The sequence below is a fragment of the Sphingobium sp. RAC03 genome, from assembly GCF_001713415.1.
In the GTDB taxonomy this organism is placed as follows: domain Bacteria; phylum Pseudomonadota; class Alphaproteobacteria; order Sphingomonadales; family Sphingomonadaceae; genus Sphingobium.
Map to the genome: position 1 here is coordinate 1,134,757 of NZ_CP016456.1, position 14,336 is coordinate 1,149,092.

The following is a 14,336-nucleotide window of genomic DNA, read 5'->3' on the forward strand; positions in this document are numbered from 1 at the left end:
AACTCCATCGTTCCTTCGTTCATTAAAGATGTTGCGGGGCAGCAATGATGCCCAACCGATATTTTTAGACGACGAACAAGGAGACCCTGACGTTGCCAAAGTCCGCACTGATCGCATTTCTGACCTTTTCGACGGCGATGACCGCCCCTGCATTCGCGCAGGAAGCGCCCGCCGCGCCCGCCGCTTCGGCGCCCGCCGCCGCGACGCCGGCCGATCCTGCCGCGCCCGCAGAGGCCGCGCCTGCAGCAACCGCGATGACGCCGGAACAGATCGCCGCCTTCAACACGGCCGTTACCGATTTCACCGCCGGACAGAGCGCGCAGCAGAGCGGCGACAACGCAACGGCCATCACCAAATATGAAGCGGCCATCCCCGCCATCAAGACGGCGGTCGAATCCGACCCGTCCAAGATGGACAATGTCAATTTCCTCGCCAACGCGCTGTACGCCAACGCCGCTGCCTATGGCGCGATGGGCCAGTTGGACAAGACGATCGCCCTCTATGGCGAGTCGCTACCCTATTGGCGCAAGGTTGTGGAAGCCAAGCCTACCGACGCAGCCAGCCGCAACATCCTGGCCGGTATCCTGATCCAGATGGGCAACCAGAAGCTGGGTGCGCAGGACAAGGCTGGATCGGCCCCGCTCTATAGCGAAGCGCTGACGCTGGCCCGCAAGTCGGTTGCCGAAAATGCCACCGACAATGTCAGCAAGAATATCCTGCTGTCCGCGCTGATCGGTGCCAGCCAGTCGACCAGCGACACGGCGCTTCAGGCCGAAGCCGTAGAAATGTCCAAGAAGATGCTGGCTGACGGCAGCGTCGATGCGAGCAACAAGCCTTCGGCGCAGGCGCTGACCGGCGCGCCTCAGGCTGGCTAAGAGATTATAGGGTTGAGGGGGCGCTTAAAGCCCCTTCAACCCGCTCCGATCTTATCGGCGTAGAGCAGCCGACCCGTGCCGAGCAGCCCCAGCAAGTGCGGCAGCATATGCGGCGCGACCGCGAAACAGCCCTCGCTGCGGCCGCATTTGCCCCAAGCGGCGATATGATCCTCGCCCACATAATCCGCGCCGTGCAGGACGATGGCACGCGGCTCCGCATTATTATTCTGCGGGTCCAGGCCTGCGAGCCGCATCGCCTGCCCATGCTGCCCGACATACATCTCACCCGTCCGAAATGCGCCCGACGAACTGGCCAGCGAATTGGGTTCGTTGGAGAAGCTTTGGAGCCAGCCGGAATGGGCGGGGTCGGACCCGCGACCATGCGCGACCAGATAGCTGCTGGACTGGCCGTTCATCAGATCAACGACGTGAAAGCGCAGATCCTTCGACGGAGCATCGAAATCGGCAATTGCCACCCGGTCCCGCAATAGGACGGCACCGGCATGGCGGTCCAGAGCCGCCTTCGCGCGTGCGAGCAGCCCCGCATAGGGGGGCAGCGGCGCGGCGCGCGGCATCGCGGGAACGGGTACAGGTTGAGGCGCCGTCGGCAGCGCAGCCTTGCCCATCGTGTCGGGCAGAAATGTCAGGGCGAATCCGCTTAGGGCGAATTTCGTGAAATTGCGGCGATCCATCCGCACGCTATACCAAAAGGATCGCCCCGGTCCAAGACCGGGGCGATGCGCTTCATTCCTCCGTACCGCTCGCCTCGTCCGCTGGCTGCGCATCATCGCGCATATCGGGCAGGCGCGCGGTCATGCCGGTCGCATCGGCGTCGTCGAGAATCTGCTGCTGCTCCGACACCGATGGCGGCGCTGCGGGCGTCGGCGCGACGGCATTGTTCGACGGCATCGGCAGCGCCGTATCCGGCTCTTCGATGATCACATTCTCGACCGGCGGTTCGACCAGATTGTTGACGACCGGCGCTTCCTCTTCCTGCTTGCTGCACGCCGACAGGGCAAGGGCACCGATGAGCGCGGCAAAGGCAATTTTACGCATGGGGGATCAATCCTTAAAAGCTATGGTGGCGGCGGGGGCAGCAGTGGGATCGACCCGTCGGCTCGACGCTTCGATCTTGCTCGCGAGCAGCTTGTCCCAACCATAGGGGTCGGCGCGGAAGCTCATCGTGCCATTGTTGCTGGCAAAGGCGGTCCAATAGAGCAGATAGACTGCCACATCCTTGGGCAGGGACACGCGCTGGGTCTTGCCTTCGTCGATCAGGCTCTGGATCTGGCCATTCAATGCCGGGTCGCTCGCCACCATCAGTTCGGCCAGCGATACCGGCTTTTCGAGACGGATGCAGCCATGGCTGGCGAGCCGGTCATAGCTGGAGAATTTGCCCCGCGAAGGCGTGTCATGCAGATACACGGCGAACGGATTGGCAAAGTCGAACTTCAACCGGCCAAGCGCGCTGTTGGGTCCGGCAGGCTGGACGATCCGCTCGCCGCCTTCGGGCGTCTTGACGATCTTGTAGCCCTGCTTGATCAGCGTCGCCCGCCCCTTGGGGAACAGTTCCCGCCGGGCGATCGACATGGGCACGTTCCACGGCGGATTGACGACGATCGAATGGATGTTCGACATCAGCATCGGCGTCGCATTGTCTGGGCTGCCCGTGACGGCGCGCATCGAACTGATCGGCTGGTCGCCTTCGAACATGGTCAGTACGGCCGCCGCGATATTCACCTGGACCCGGTTGACCGGCAAGTTGCGCGGCATCCAGCGCCACCGCTCCATATTCGCCATGATCGCCGCGATCCGGTCATCCACGCTGACGTTGAGCGCCGCCAGCGTGCGGGTGTCGAGCAGGCCGGTGGGGTTGAGGCCATAGCGGCGCTGCGCGCGCTGCAACACGTTGCTCAGCTTCTCGCCTGGCGTCACGGCGCTATCCTCGATCGCGATACGCGCGCGCACCACGTCGGGCGCGGACTGCGCGGTCAGCGTCGGCCAGCCGCCTTGATCGCGAATCGTCTCGTAGCGGACCAGACCCTGGCGCAGCCCTTCATAGCCCGCATAGGGCGGCGTCAGGCTGCTCGCCCATTGCGCAAGTCGATCCTCGGCCACCGCGCGCGCGAGCGAGGGGCGCGGATCGAAGGGTGCGGGGCGCAGTGCCCAGACTTCGAGGAAATCGGCGGTATCGACGCGCCCGGTGGACAGCGCCTTGGCGCGGTCGAGCAACGCGCGCACCAGCGCCTCGCCCGACAATGGCCCGCTCGCCTTCTGCCGCGCCATCAATCCTTGCGCCGCGCCCTGCTTCAACCAGTCATTGGCCCATGCTTCCTGTGCCGCCGACAAGGGTGGGATCGGTGCGGGCAAGGGCGCGGCCGGAATCGCCTGCACCATGCCGGGCGCGGGCGAAGTCGGCGCGGGCATGGTCGGCACCACCACGGGCGGCGCGGCCAGGCTTTGGGCGGCGACGGACACCACACTGACGCCAAGCAGCGCCAGCAACGGAAGACGGATCATATCGGGACGGTTCATGCTGGACCAGATAGCGCAAAGCGGCCATCGTTCAAACGACCATAGCGGAAAAGATCATGCTGCACGTTGTTCACCATTCCGCCTATGTCTCTCCAGCAACACCCGGCAGCCGTTTCCGCTTCGACAAATATGGGCTGGTGATGGAGGCGCTGCGCGAATCCGGCGCCCCCATCACCGTGCATCAGCCCGATCCGATGCCGCGTGCCTGGATTGAGGCGGTGCATGATCCCGCCTATGTCGAGCAGGTCGTGACCCTGTCCGTCCCGCCCGACAAGGAACGGCGGATCGGTTTTGCCGTCACGGAACGGGTGATGCGCCGATCGCTATTGTCGCCGGGCGGCACCTGGGCGGCGGCGCGGCTGGCGCTGACGCATGGCTATGGCGCCAATGCGGCAGGCGGCAGCCATCATGCGCTGGCCGACAGTGGCGCGGGCTATTGCGTGTTCAACGACCTCGCCATCGCTGCGAACCGCCTAATCGCGGAAGGCGATGCGGCGCGCATCCTGATCCTCGACCTCGATGTGCATCAAGGCGATGGCACTGCGTCCCTGTTGGCGGGGCGCGGCGACATCTTCACGTTGTCGATCCATGCCGACAAGAATTTCCCGGTGCGCAAGGCGCGCTCGACGCTCGACATCGCTCTACCCGACGGGGTGGAGGATGCGGCTTATGCGGCCATCCTCGCCGACACGCTGCCACCCATTCTCGATGACTTTGCGCCCGACCTCATTCTCTATCAGGCTGGCGTCGATCCGCACGCCGACGACCGGCTGGGGCGGCTGGCGCTAAGCGATGCCGGGCTTGATGCACGCGATCGCTATGTCATGCGCCAGGCCAGGGCGCGCGGCATCCCACTCGCCAGCACCATGGGCGGCGGCTATGGCGAGGACCGGATGCTGGTCGCCCGCCGCCACGCCGCCTGCATGATCCGCCTGGCGCAGGAAGCGGCTTAGTGGATGGGATCGGTGCCCACCATGGTCGCCTTCGTCTCCATCAGCTTAGCCGCGATCACACCCGCAATCGCGATGCCGACGAAGTCGCTGAACGCCAGATAGAGGATATAGCCCCAGGGCGCGTGGTTGAACACGGCCTGGCCGACATGCATCCACAGCACGGCGGCCAGCGGGAACAGGATCGCTACGCGCATCCGGTCGCCGAAATTGGTCGCGATGAAGCGCAGGGCCATGGCGATGATCACGCCGACGATCAGCGCCAGGATCAGCCCGCCGATCAGCGCGCCGCTGTCCATCACTGGAAAGCCGCCCTCATTGTAGAAAATCTGCGCGACCGGCCCCTTGCCGTAAAGCACGGTGCCCTGCGCCGAGGAGGGATCGGGAATGGTATAGACGCCGGTGCCGGTCGGCGTCAGCGCCTGGGCCATGGCGGCCTGCAGATTGGCGCTTGCCTGTTCGTCGGTGCGGCTGAGCGCGAGCGCGCTGAGCGGCGTGCCCCAGAAGATGAAGCCGGTAATGAACAAGGCGAACCCGCCGATCAGGCCGCCGATAACAGTACGTACCATGATAATCTCCCCCGTAAGGATAATAAGCTGACGCCCCAACGCCTGGCACGCAACATCTATCCGATGGAAAAGAGTCAGTCTGCGGGGCGCGCGGCCTTTTCAACAATCCCCGACACGCCTTCGCGCCGGTCGAGTTCGTCCATCACCTCGTCCAGGCTGATGTCGAGGTCGGCCAGCAATATGATGAGGTGAAATAACAGGTCGGCACTTTCGCCGATCGCGCCGTCCCGGTCGCCCGCCATCGCGGCGATCACCGTTTCGACCGCCTCCTCGCCGACCTTCTGCGCAATCTTGCCACGGCCTCGCGCCGTCAGCTTGGCGACATAGGAGGTGGAAGGGTCCGCCGTCCGCCGTTGGCGGATGGTCTGTTCAAGGGTGTGAAGGGTCGCGCGCATGCCGCGCATCAAGCGCCGCGCGCGCGACCCGTCAATCTAAATTTACTTGCGCTTGCGACGCGACACCATGACGCGGCCGACCAGCACCGCCGCGCCCATCGCGAACAGCGCCATCTGTTCCGGCTCAGGCACCGGGGTCGGCGTGCCGCCCGACGAGCCGCCGGTGCTGCTGCCACCGGTGGAGCTGCTGCCGCCCGTGCTGGTGCCGCCGCACTTGCCGAACAAGCACCAGAATGTCGCCTGCGCCGGTGCGGGCACCGCTACGCCCATGAATGCCGCCGCGCCGACCGCCAAAAGCATCTTGTTCAAAGTCATTTCCTTACCCTCCCTGCGCCAAACCCCCATTGGTTGGCGATAGACGCAAAAGGATAATGCAGAGCGCGTGCCGAACCGAGAAATGCGAGCTTTTCCACCGAAAATAAAGGTTAACGGCGTGATGGCGAATATAGTTACTGTAAAGTAAATCGACGCTTTCGCCGTGATCAGCCGCCACGCACCGGTACGCCCGCCGCCGCCAGCGCCTGATGCGCCTCGCCGATCGTATGCTGGCCGAAATGGAAGATCGACGCCGCCAGCACCGCGCTGGCATGACCCTGCGTTACGCCTTCCACCAGATGGTCGAGCGTGCCGACGCCCCCGCTGGCGATTACCGGCACCGATACCGCATCGGCAATCGCGCGGGTCAGCGCCAGGTCATAGCCTTTGCGCGTGCCATCGCCATCCATCGAGGTGACGAGCAATTCGCCCGCGCCGAGGTCTGCCAGCCGCAGCGCATGGTCCAACGCGTCGATCCCGGTCGGCTGACGCCCGCCATGCGTGAAGATTTCCCAGCGGCCCTCCGCAACCTTCCGCGCATCGACCGATCCGACGATGCACTGGCTGCCGAAGCGATCGGCGATATCGGCCACCAGTTCGGGCCGCACCACCGCCGCGCTGTTGACCGCGACCTTGTCCGCCCCCGCCAGCAGCAGCGCGCGCGCATCCTCGGCACTGCGCACCCCGCCACCCACCGTCACCGGCATGAAGCAGACTTCCGCCGTGCGCCGCACCACGTCCAATATGGTCCCGCGCGCTTCATGCGTAGCGGTGATATCCAGAAAACATAGTTCGTCCGCCCCGGCCGCATCATAGAGCCGCGCCTGCTCGACCGGATCGCCCGCATCCTTGAGGTCTACGAAATTGACGCCCTTGACCACGCGTCCATTGGCGACGTCGAGACAGGGTATGACCCGCGTGCGAACGGTCACGCCGCCGCCCGCGCCACCGCCATCGCGGCTTTGAGGTCCAGTCGCCCGTCATAAAGCGCGCGGCCCGTGATCACGCCTTCGATCCCGTCGTCGGCATGCAGGCTCAATATGCGGATGTCGGCGATGCCCGCCACGCCGCCGCTGGCAATCACCGGAATGTCGGTGGCGCGCGCCAGTTCGACGGTCGCGTCGATGTTGCAGCCCTTGAGCATCCCGTCACGGCCAACATCGGTGAAGAGCAGGCTGGCAACGCCTGCATCCTCGAACCGGCGGGCGAGGTCGATCACCGGCATGTCGGACTTTGCCGCCCAGCCATCGGTCGCGACGAAACCGTCGCGCGCATCGACCGCCACCACGATGCCGCCGGGAAAGTCGCGCGCCGCCATCTTCACGAATGCCGGGTCTTTCAGCGCCGCCGTGCCGATCACGATCCGCGAGACGCCCAGATCGAACCAGCGCTCCACCGCCTCGCGATTGCGGATGCCGCCGCCCAGTTGCACATGGCCCGGAAACGCCTCGACAATCTTTTCGACCGCGTCGGCATTGACCGCACGGCCGGCAAAGCTGCCGTCCAGATCCACGACATGGATATGCTGCGCGCCGGCATGCGCGAACAGCATCGCTTGCGCGGCGGGATCGTCACCATAGACGGTGGCACGGTCCATATCGCCCTCGGCCAGGCGGACGACCTGGCCATTTTTCAGGTCGATGGCGGGAAAGACGATGAGGCTCAAGGACACCACTCCAGAAAGCGCGAAAGAAAGGAAAGGCCATAGGATTGGCTCTTTTCCGGGTGGAACTGGCAACCGATGATCGTGTCGCGCGCGACCGCCGCGACCAGCGGGCCGCCATGGCTGGTGATCGCCGCGACATGGGCCGGGTCGGTCGCTTCGAAATGATAGCTGTGCAGGAAATAGGCCTCGCCCGGCTCCAGCAACGGCGGCGAGCCCTGCAGGATCACATCGTTCCAGCCCATATGCGGCACCTTGATGCCCGGCTCGGCCGGTTCGATCAGCCGCACCGTACCCGGTATCCAGCCCAGCCCCTCATGCCGCCCGAATTCCTCGCCGGCATCCGCCAGCAACTGCATCCCGACGCATACGCCGAGGAACGGCACCGCGCGGCTGCCCACCGCCTCGCCCATCGCCTCGACCATGCCGGGGATCGCCACCAGCGCGTCGCGACACGCCCGAAACGCCCCCACGCCCGGCAGGACGATGCGATCGGCCCGGCGGACCAGATCAGCGTCGGCGGTGATGACGACATCCTGTGCTCCCGCCTTGCGCAGGGCGTTATGCACCGAATGGAGATTGCCCGCGCCATAGTCGATCAGGGCAATGGTCATGCCTTACAACATGCCCTTGGTCGAGGGGATCGCGTCCGCCTTGCGCGGGTCGATTTCGACCGCCTGGCGCAGCGCGCGGGCAAGCCCCTTGAACGCGCTTTCGACGATATGATGGTTGTTCGCGCCATAGAGCAATTCGATATGCAGCGTGATCCCGGCGGCTTGCGCGAAGCTGTGGAAGAAATGCTCCACCATCTCGGCATCCCACTCGCCGATCTTCTGCACCGTGAAGGGCAGTTTGCACACCAGCCAGGGGCGACCCGAAATATCGAGCGCCACGCGGCTGAGCGTCTCGTCCATCGGCGAATAGACGCTGCCATAGCGGCTGATGCCCCGCTTGTCGCCCAGCGCCCGCGCCACCGCTTCGCCGATGGCGATGCCGGTATCCTCGGTCGTGTGATGCTGGTCGACATGCAGGTCGCCCACCGTCTTGACAGTCATGTCGATCAGCGAATGCCGCGACAATTGTTCGATCATATGGTCGAGGAAACCGATGCCGGTCGACACCGAATAGAGGCCAGTGCCGTCAAGGTTGACGGTCACGTCGATCTGGGTTTCCGCTGTGTTGCGGTGAATCTCGGCCGTGCGCATGGCTGCCCTATAGCGTGTGGTGCGCGCCATGCAATCTGCGCGTGCGGGGGTTGACCGCATGATTCGCGCCGTTAGGACATTGGGCCATGAGCGATGAACTGCCCGACAGCCTGATTCCCTATGACGAAATCGTGCAGGAAGCCCTGCGCGCCGTGGTCGGCCGCGTATTGGGTGAGGTGGAACGCAGCGGCGGCCTGCCCGGCGCCCATCATTTCTACATAACCTTCAAGACGCAGGCACCCGGCGTCGACATCCCCAAGCGGCTGATCGAGCGCTTCCCGGACGAAATGACCATCGTCCTGCAGAATAAATATTGGGATCTGAAAGTCAGCGACCAACATGTTGAGGTGAGCCTGACCTTCAACCAGGTCGCCGCCCACCTCTACATCCCCTTTGCCGCGATCACCGCCTTCGTGGACCCCGCCGTGAACTTCGCCCTGCAGTTCCAGGTGCAGACAGACGCCCTGCCCGAACCGCATGACGAAGCCGAAAATGACGGCCCGGTCGTCACCAGTGAAGACGGATCCAACGTCGTCAGCGTGGACTTCGGCAAAAAGAAATAGGTCGGGGCGGCCGCATCATTGCAGCAAAACGGCACGTTTCCCTGTCATATATGGACTGGGGCTTTCCGGCCCTGCGCCATCCGAAGGATCATCGGCACGACCATATGCGGCGCGGTGAGGACCGACAGAGCCATGAAACTGCTGGCGAAAATGCCATCGGGCAGGGATTGTCCGCTACCCAAGGCGAAGATCGCAACGGCAATGCCCAGTCCGCCTAGGCTGAGCGGAATGACGGTCCCACCCCATTGGTCGATCCCCCGCAATCCAAGCGCGGTGGCATGAGACCGGAACTGGATGGGTGAGTGGACGAGGCAGAAAAATAGGGCGAATCCCATGACTGGCGGCAGCACCAGCATCGCCAGCAAGGCACAGGCCGCCGAAAGCGCCAACGGGCGGCGGCCGATATGCCACAGCATCGCGACCCCTGCGATGGCGAGCAGCAGCATCGTGGGCGCCACCAGAAGCAGATAGTCAGCAAGGATGGCGGCCGAAGCCCGCCCGGACAATGTCACGAACAGGGTGCTAAGGCTGTCGCCGTGCAACAAAGACGGCGCGGAAATCAAGGCGAGAGCGATCCCACCGGCAATGAATGGCGAACCGCATCCTTCCCAATCCTCGGCAAAATGGATCACCGACATGAGGAGGAAGGCCGTCAAGGCCGCGACAGGTGCGGCCCGCCACAGGAGATACATGGCGCCCGCACAGGTCAGATAGAGGAGGATCAGCGCGATCCGCGACCCGAACACGCCCCTGCCTGTTGAATGTCTTTGCAACAGCGCCAGATCGAAGCTGCCATGCGGCATGCCAAAAATCAGCAACGTCGCCGACGCCAGGGCAGTCATTGTCGATGTGTCGAGCGGCACGCCAAGGCAATATAGGCAGATGGTGGTGGCGGTAATCACCACCAGACCAGCGATGCGCCAATCGTCCCATCGGGTATGGCTCTGCTCCATCTCCATCTCCTTGGCCGTGAACCGGCAGACCGTGAGAGGCCTGCCGGTTCATGACGAGGCTTAGCCTACTGCCGTTACGGTGGCGGGCTTGCCCGGCTCACCATATTCGGCCGCCGATTTGCGCACGGCGATCATGTAGACGAGGATGCCCACACCAGCCTTGGCGATAAGATCGGCGATGGTGTAGCCGATCTGCACGCCGGTTTCGACGGCACCACCGGCGAGATTGGTGTAGGGGATCATATAGACGATGGGATAGAAGCCCCATGACGCGAAGGTCAGCAACCGCGCCTGCTTGATCAACCCGCGCGCACTTTCCGGCTGCCGCTCGATCGCATCGCCCAGCCCCTTGAACAATTCCCACACGATGTAGAGGAAGGGAATGGACGACAAGGTGCCCCACAAAGCCCGCGTGCTGTTGTTGTCGGCAATTTCGCCCGGATAGCCCAGGATGATCATCAGCGCCGCGGCCGAACCCAGGCGGACCGACGTAGACACCGTCGCACTTTGCGACAGGCGCATCACCAGCACCAGTTCGATCAGCAGCAGCGGGACCGTCAACAGCCAGTCGACATAGCGATAGGCGTCATTAAAGGCGACGCCGCTCGCCGTGATGACACCGTCGGTCAAAGCATAGGCTTCCGACCAGCTCTCGAAAATGCGGTAATAATGATAGGCTGCGATCGCCGTGACCAATCCCGTGATCGTCAATGCCGTCTTATAGGCTGGCCCGACCTGCGATCGGCCAAACCAGAAGAATAATGTGGCGGCAGCCATCGAGGCGAATGTGAACGAAAATGCGTTATAGACCAATAGATATTGGCCTGCCGTAATCATATCCATAATAGACCCCTGAACAAAATCGCGATAAGCGAATGATGAGCATTATATCGATGCATCTTTACTTCGCTGGCCACGTGATCATATGGATTAGGCGGGCATAAAAAAGATACCCATAACACCGTGGGATAGCACGAAGCGTCTTGCCTCGATCATGCCGGTATCGAACCAATTTCTTATATCTTCTATACGGCCTTTAGGGCGTATCAGCCAAAGACATGATGTGCGCGGAAGGCCATAGCGAACCGTTGGACGTTGCATGGCGCCATCCTGAGACCACTCTTGGTTTTCTCTCGCCCGGCCCCACATGCTGACCATGTTGATGCGAATGGTCATCGACCAGGAGAAGCCCATGCCCGCCACCCGTACCGAAACCGACAGTATCGGCCCGATCGACGTGCCTGCCGCCGCCTATTGGGGCGCGCAGACGCAGCGGAGCATTGAGAATTTTCCGTTCGGCGACACCGAGCGGATGCCGATCGGCATCGTCCATGCCATGGCGATCGTGAAGCAGGCGGCGGCCAGGGTGAACCGGCATCACGGGCTGGACGCCATACAAGCCGATGCGATCGAGGCGGCGGCGGCGGCGGTGGCGGCCGGGGAGTATGACGACCAGTTTCCGCTCGTCATCTGGCAGACCGGGAGCGGCACCCAGACCAACATGAACGTCAATGAAGTGATTGCGGGGATCGCCAATGAAGTGCTGACCGGCACGCGTGGCGGCAAGGTGCCGGTGCATCCCAACGACGGTGTGAACTTCGGGCAATCCTCCAACGACAGCTTCCCCACCGCGCTGCATATCGCGGCGGCCCTCGCGGCCGTGAAAGCGCTGTTTCCCGCGCTCGACCGGCTGCACGCCGCGCTCGATGCCAAGGCGCAGGCCTGGGCGAACATCGTCAAGATCGGCCGCACCCATTTGCAGGATGCGACCCCGCTGACGCTGGGCCAGGAATTTTCGGGCTATGCGCATCAGCTCTATCGCGCAAAAAGCCGCGTCGAACCGGCCGTGATGCACGGCATGATGGCGCTGGCGCAGGGTGGCACGGCGGTCGGCACGGGGCTGAATGCACCCAAAGGCTTCGACGTCGCGGTCGCGGCGGAGATTGCGGCGATTGCCGGACTGCCGTTCCGCACCGCCGATAACAAGTTCGAGGCGCTGGCCTCCAATGATCCGCTGGTTCACCTCTCCTCGACCCTCGCCACGCTGGCGGTCGCGCTGACCAAGATCGCCAACGATATCCGCCTGCTTGGCTCCGGCCCGCGCTCCGGCCTTGGTGAGCTGGACCTGCCCGCCAATGAGCCAGGCAGTTCGATCATGCCGGGCAAGGTCAACCCGACCCAGTGCGAAATGCTGACCATGGTGGCCGCGCAGGTGATCGGCAATCATCAGGCGGTGACGGTGGGGGGCATGCAGGGCCATCTGGAACTCAATGTGTTCAAGCCGATGATCGGCGCGGCGGTGCTGCGCTCGATCCATCTGCTTGCGGTCGGCATGGACAGTTTCGCCGAACGCTGTGTCGAGGGGCTGGAGGCGAACGAAGCGCGGATCGCCGAACTGGTCGATCGGTCGCTGATGCTGGTCACGGCGCTGGCACCTGCGATCGGCTATGACCAGGCGGCGGCGATCGCCAAACAGGCCCACAAGACCGGTCAGACGCTTAAAGAAGCCGGACTGGAACTGGGACTGGTGGACGAGGCGACCTTCGACGCGCTGGTACGCCCGGAAAATATGGTGTGATCCATATGGCACTGGTGGAACCCGTGGGCCTCCGATACATTAACCCTCTATGAAGAAGCTGCGCACCCCCTCCGCCCCGCTCGTCACCGTCCGTTCGCCCAAGCGCGCAGGCATATTGCGAAAGGTCGCCCGCGTCGGCGCAACCGTCGTGGCGACGCGTGTAGCCGCAGCAACAGGCAAGGCCGGCATATTGGGGCTGGTCGCAGGCATGGGGGCCAAGCGGGTCATCATGCGTTTCCCGGCCGGGGCGCTGTTCGTCACCGGGGCCTATATGGCAGGCAAGCTCTATGAGGCGAAGCGCGAAGCCGACCGCAAGCGCGCCACCAAATTGCTGCCCGACCTTAGCGCCGAGCCGACCCCAGCCGAACCGATCCCGATCGATAAGGCGCGCAAGGCCCGCGAAGGCTAAAGCGCGGCCTGCCAGTCGCGCACCGCGTCGATCGGCCAGGTCAGCATCAGGATATTGAGCGTCAGATTGTCGCGGATGACGGCAAGCGCCAGTAGCTCGAACCCGATGCCGACCACGACCGTCAGCCAGACCGGCACGCGCGATGCGAACAGGAAGCCCAGCGCCATCATGCCGATATCGCTCACCGAATTGACGATCGAATCGCCCGAATAGCCAAGCGCGATCGTCGCAGTGCGATACCGGTCGATGATGATCGGCGAATTTTCGAGAATTTCCCACGCCGACTCGATCGCCACCGCGACGGCCAGCCGAATGCCGATGGGTCGCCGCCGCAGCACCATCCAGGTGCCGCCGTAAAAGAGAAAGCCATGGATGATATGGCTGAGGCTATACCAGTCCGCGATATGCTGGCTGTTACCGCTATCGAGCGCGCCATGCCATAATTCCACGGTGCCACAGGCGCAAATCAGCGGTCTTTGCATCAGGAACAGAATGACGCCGGTCAGCACGACGATCAGCCCCGCAAGGATGAAACCCAGGCGATTGGCGGCGTGCTTGCGGCGCATATCCTGTTCCTTCCGTCATCCGGCCTCTTGCCAAAGCCTGTCCTTCCGTCATCCGGCCTCTTGCCAAAGCCTGTCCCAAGCGTCACTAGCGGCCATGGCCGAGCATATCCCGATCGAAACGCCCGATTTCCAGCGCCGTGGCGTTCTCTTCGTTCTGTCCTCGCCTTCGGGCGCGGGCAAGTCCACGATCGCGCGCAAGCTGCTTGCCGCCGAACCGGACCTGTCCATGTCCGTTTCCGCCACCACTCGGCCGATGCGGCCGGGCGAGGTCGATGGCAAGGATTATCATTTCGTCGATCTGGAAGCCTTCCGCCAGATGACGGCCGACCATGAATTTCTCGAATGGGCACATGTCTTTGGCCAGCGCTACGGCACGCCGCGCGCGCCGGTGGAAGCGATGCTAAAGTCCGGCAAGGACGTGCTGTTCGACATCGATTGGCAGGGCGCGCAGCAATTGCACCAGATTGCCGGGGGCGATGTGGTCCGCATCTTCATCCTGCCGCCGTCGATGGAGGAACTGGAACGCCGCCTGCGCGGGCGCGGGACGGACAGCAATGCCGTGATCGAAGGCCGGATGGCCCGCGCGGCGGGCGAGATCGCGCATTGGGACGGCTATGATTATGTGCTGTGTAATGTCGATGCCGATGATTGTTTCAGCCGCGTGCAGACCATCCTGCATGCCGAACGCATGAAGCGCAGCCGCCAGACCGGCCTGATCGGCTTCATCCGTCGCCTTGGCCGCTATCATCAGGACGATTAA

The 14,336-nt window shown here is 63.6% G+C and carries 19 protein-coding genes; 6 read left to right on the forward strand and 13 right to left on the reverse strand.

Features of this window, described 5'->3' with window-relative positions:
• Nucleotides 1–137: 137 nt before the first annotated feature.
• Nucleotides 138–875, forward strand: a complete 738-nt coding sequence (locus tag BSY17_RS10010) for a hypothetical protein (RefSeq protein ID WP_443019524.1) — start codon at nucleotides 138–140, stop codon at nucleotides 873–875.
• Nucleotides 876–910: 35 nt separating this feature from the next.
• Here BSY17_RS10010 and BSY17_RS10015 read toward each other — a convergent pair whose 3' ends face one another.
• The 3 genes from BSY17_RS10015 to BSY17_RS10025 are packed head-to-tail and all read right to left on the reverse strand — an operon-like array spanning nucleotide 911 to nucleotide 3,395.
• Complete coding sequence (locus tag BSY17_RS10015) at nucleotides 911–1,567, reverse strand: murein L,D-transpeptidase catalytic domain family protein (protein WP_069065409.1); 657 nt, start codon at nucleotides 1,565–1,567, stop codon at nucleotides 911–913.
• A gap of 52 nt (nucleotides 1,568–1,619) precedes the next feature.
• On the reverse strand, nucleotides 1,620–1,931 hold the full coding sequence (locus BSY17_RS10020) for a hypothetical protein (RefSeq protein WP_069065410.1): 312 nt from the start codon (nucleotides 1,929–1,931) through the stop codon (nucleotides 1,620–1,622).
• 6 nt (nucleotides 1,932–1,937) lie between these two features.
• Nucleotides 1,938–3,395 (reverse strand): L,D-transpeptidase family protein, encoded by a 1,458-nt coding sequence (locus BSY17_RS10025; protein ID WP_171899217.1) that lies wholly within the window; start codon nucleotides 3,393–3,395, stop codon nucleotides 1,938–1,940.
• 71 nt (nucleotides 3,396–3,466) lie between these two features.
• On the opposite strand from BSY17_RS10025, the gene BSY17_RS10030 reads away from it, so the two are divergent.
• Entirely contained in the window at nucleotides 3,467–4,363 is an 897-nt protein-coding gene (locus BSY17_RS10030; RefSeq protein WP_069065412.1) for a histone deacetylase family protein, read from the forward strand.
• Here the strand turns inward: BSY17_RS10030 and BSY17_RS10035 are convergent.
• The 7 genes from BSY17_RS10035 to hisB form a co-directional block, all read right to left on the reverse strand.
• The gene (locus tag BSY17_RS10035) at nucleotides 4,360–4,929 is read right to left on the reverse strand and encodes a hypothetical protein (RefSeq protein ID WP_171899218.1); all 570 of its coding nucleotides are present in this window, start codon (nucleotides 4,927–4,929) and stop codon (nucleotides 4,360–4,362) included. The genes BSY17_RS10030 and BSY17_RS10035 overlap by 4 nt on opposite strands.
• A 74-nt stretch (nucleotides 4,930–5,003) precedes the next feature.
• On the reverse strand, nucleotides 5,004–5,324 hold the full coding sequence (locus tag BSY17_RS10040; RefSeq protein ID WP_037479619.1) for a phosphoribosyl-ATP diphosphatase: 321 nt from the start codon (nucleotides 5,322–5,324) through the stop codon (nucleotides 5,004–5,006).
• A gap of 42 nt (nucleotides 5,325–5,366) precedes the next feature.
• Nucleotides 5,367–5,639, reverse strand: coding sequence for a PEP-CTERM sorting domain-containing protein (locus BSY17_RS10045; protein WP_069065413.1), 273 nt, complete (start codon nucleotides 5,637–5,639; stop codon nucleotides 5,367–5,369).
• Nucleotides 5,640–5,806: 167 nt separating this feature from the next.
• Nucleotides 5,807–6,571, reverse strand: coding sequence for an imidazole glycerol phosphate synthase subunit HisF (hisF, locus tag BSY17_RS10050; RefSeq protein ID WP_037479609.1), 765 nt, complete (start codon nucleotides 6,569–6,571; stop codon nucleotides 5,807–5,809).
• Nucleotides 6,568–7,305: a 1-(5-phosphoribosyl)-5-[(5-phosphoribosylamino)methylideneamino]imidazole-4-carboxamide isomerase gene (gene hisA, locus BSY17_RS10055; RefSeq protein ID WP_069065414.1), complete on the reverse strand. Its 738-nt coding sequence runs from the start codon at nucleotides 7,303–7,305 to the stop codon at nucleotides 6,568–6,570. The genes hisF and hisA overlap by 4 nt, the downstream gene beginning before the upstream one ends.
• Nucleotides 7,302–7,916 (reverse strand): imidazole glycerol phosphate synthase subunit HisH, encoded by a 615-nt coding sequence (gene hisH / locus BSY17_RS10060; protein WP_069065415.1) that lies wholly within the window; start codon nucleotides 7,914–7,916, stop codon nucleotides 7,302–7,304. The genes hisA and hisH overlap by 4 nt, the downstream gene beginning before the upstream one ends.
• A 3-nt stretch (nucleotides 7,917–7,919) precedes the next feature.
• Nucleotides 7,920–8,507 (reverse strand): imidazoleglycerol-phosphate dehydratase HisB, encoded by a 588-nt coding sequence (hisB, locus tag BSY17_RS10065; RefSeq protein WP_037479833.1) that lies wholly within the window; start codon nucleotides 8,505–8,507, stop codon nucleotides 7,920–7,922.
• An 86-nt stretch (nucleotides 8,508–8,593) separates the two neighbouring features.
• On the opposite strand from hisB, the gene BSY17_RS10070 reads away from it, so the two are divergent.
• Nucleotides 8,594–9,070: an SspB family protein gene (locus BSY17_RS10070; RefSeq protein WP_069065416.1), complete on the forward strand. Its 477-nt coding sequence runs from the start codon at nucleotides 8,594–8,596 to the stop codon at nucleotides 9,068–9,070.
• Between the two features lie 44 nt (nucleotides 9,071–9,114).
• Here BSY17_RS10070 and BSY17_RS10075 read toward each other — a convergent pair whose 3' ends face one another.
• Together BSY17_RS10075 and BSY17_RS10080 are read right to left on the reverse strand one after the other, a co-directional pair.
• Complete coding sequence (locus BSY17_RS10075; protein ID WP_069065417.1) at nucleotides 9,115–10,023, reverse strand: Brp/Blh family beta-carotene 15,15'-dioxygenase; 909 nt, start codon at nucleotides 10,021–10,023, stop codon at nucleotides 9,115–9,117.
• A gap of 60 nt (nucleotides 10,024–10,083) precedes the next feature.
• Nucleotides 10,084–10,866: a bacteriorhodopsin-like gene (locus tag BSY17_RS10080; protein WP_037479828.1), complete on the reverse strand. Its 783-nt coding sequence runs from the start codon at nucleotides 10,864–10,866 to the stop codon at nucleotides 10,084–10,086.
• 349 nt (nucleotides 10,867–11,215) lie between these two features.
• On the opposite strand from BSY17_RS10080, the gene fumC reads away from it, so the two are divergent.
• The gene (fumC, locus tag BSY17_RS10085) at nucleotides 11,216–12,601 is read left to right on the forward strand and encodes a class II fumarate hydratase (RefSeq protein ID WP_069066897.1); all 1,386 of its coding nucleotides are present in this window, start codon (nucleotides 11,216–11,218) and stop codon (nucleotides 12,599–12,601) included.
• 49 nt (nucleotides 12,602–12,650) lie between these two features.
• Nucleotides 12,651–13,010, forward strand: coding sequence for a hypothetical protein (locus tag BSY17_RS10090; protein ID WP_069065418.1), 360 nt, complete (start codon nucleotides 12,651–12,653; stop codon nucleotides 13,008–13,010).
• On the opposite strand, the gene BSY17_RS10095 is transcribed toward BSY17_RS10090, so the two are convergent.
• Nucleotides 13,007–13,576, reverse strand: coding sequence for a DUF2585 domain-containing protein (locus tag BSY17_RS10095; protein ID WP_069065419.1), 570 nt, complete (start codon nucleotides 13,574–13,576; stop codon nucleotides 13,007–13,009). The two genes, BSY17_RS10090 and BSY17_RS10095, sit on opposite strands and share 4 nt — an antisense overlap.
• Before the next feature lie 94 nt (nucleotides 13,577–13,670).
• Between BSY17_RS10095 and gmk the strand changes: the two genes are divergently transcribed.
• On the forward strand, nucleotides 13,671–14,336 hold the full coding sequence (gene gmk / locus BSY17_RS10100; protein ID WP_069065420.1) for a guanylate kinase: 666 nt from the start codon (nucleotides 13,671–13,673) through the stop codon (nucleotides 14,334–14,336).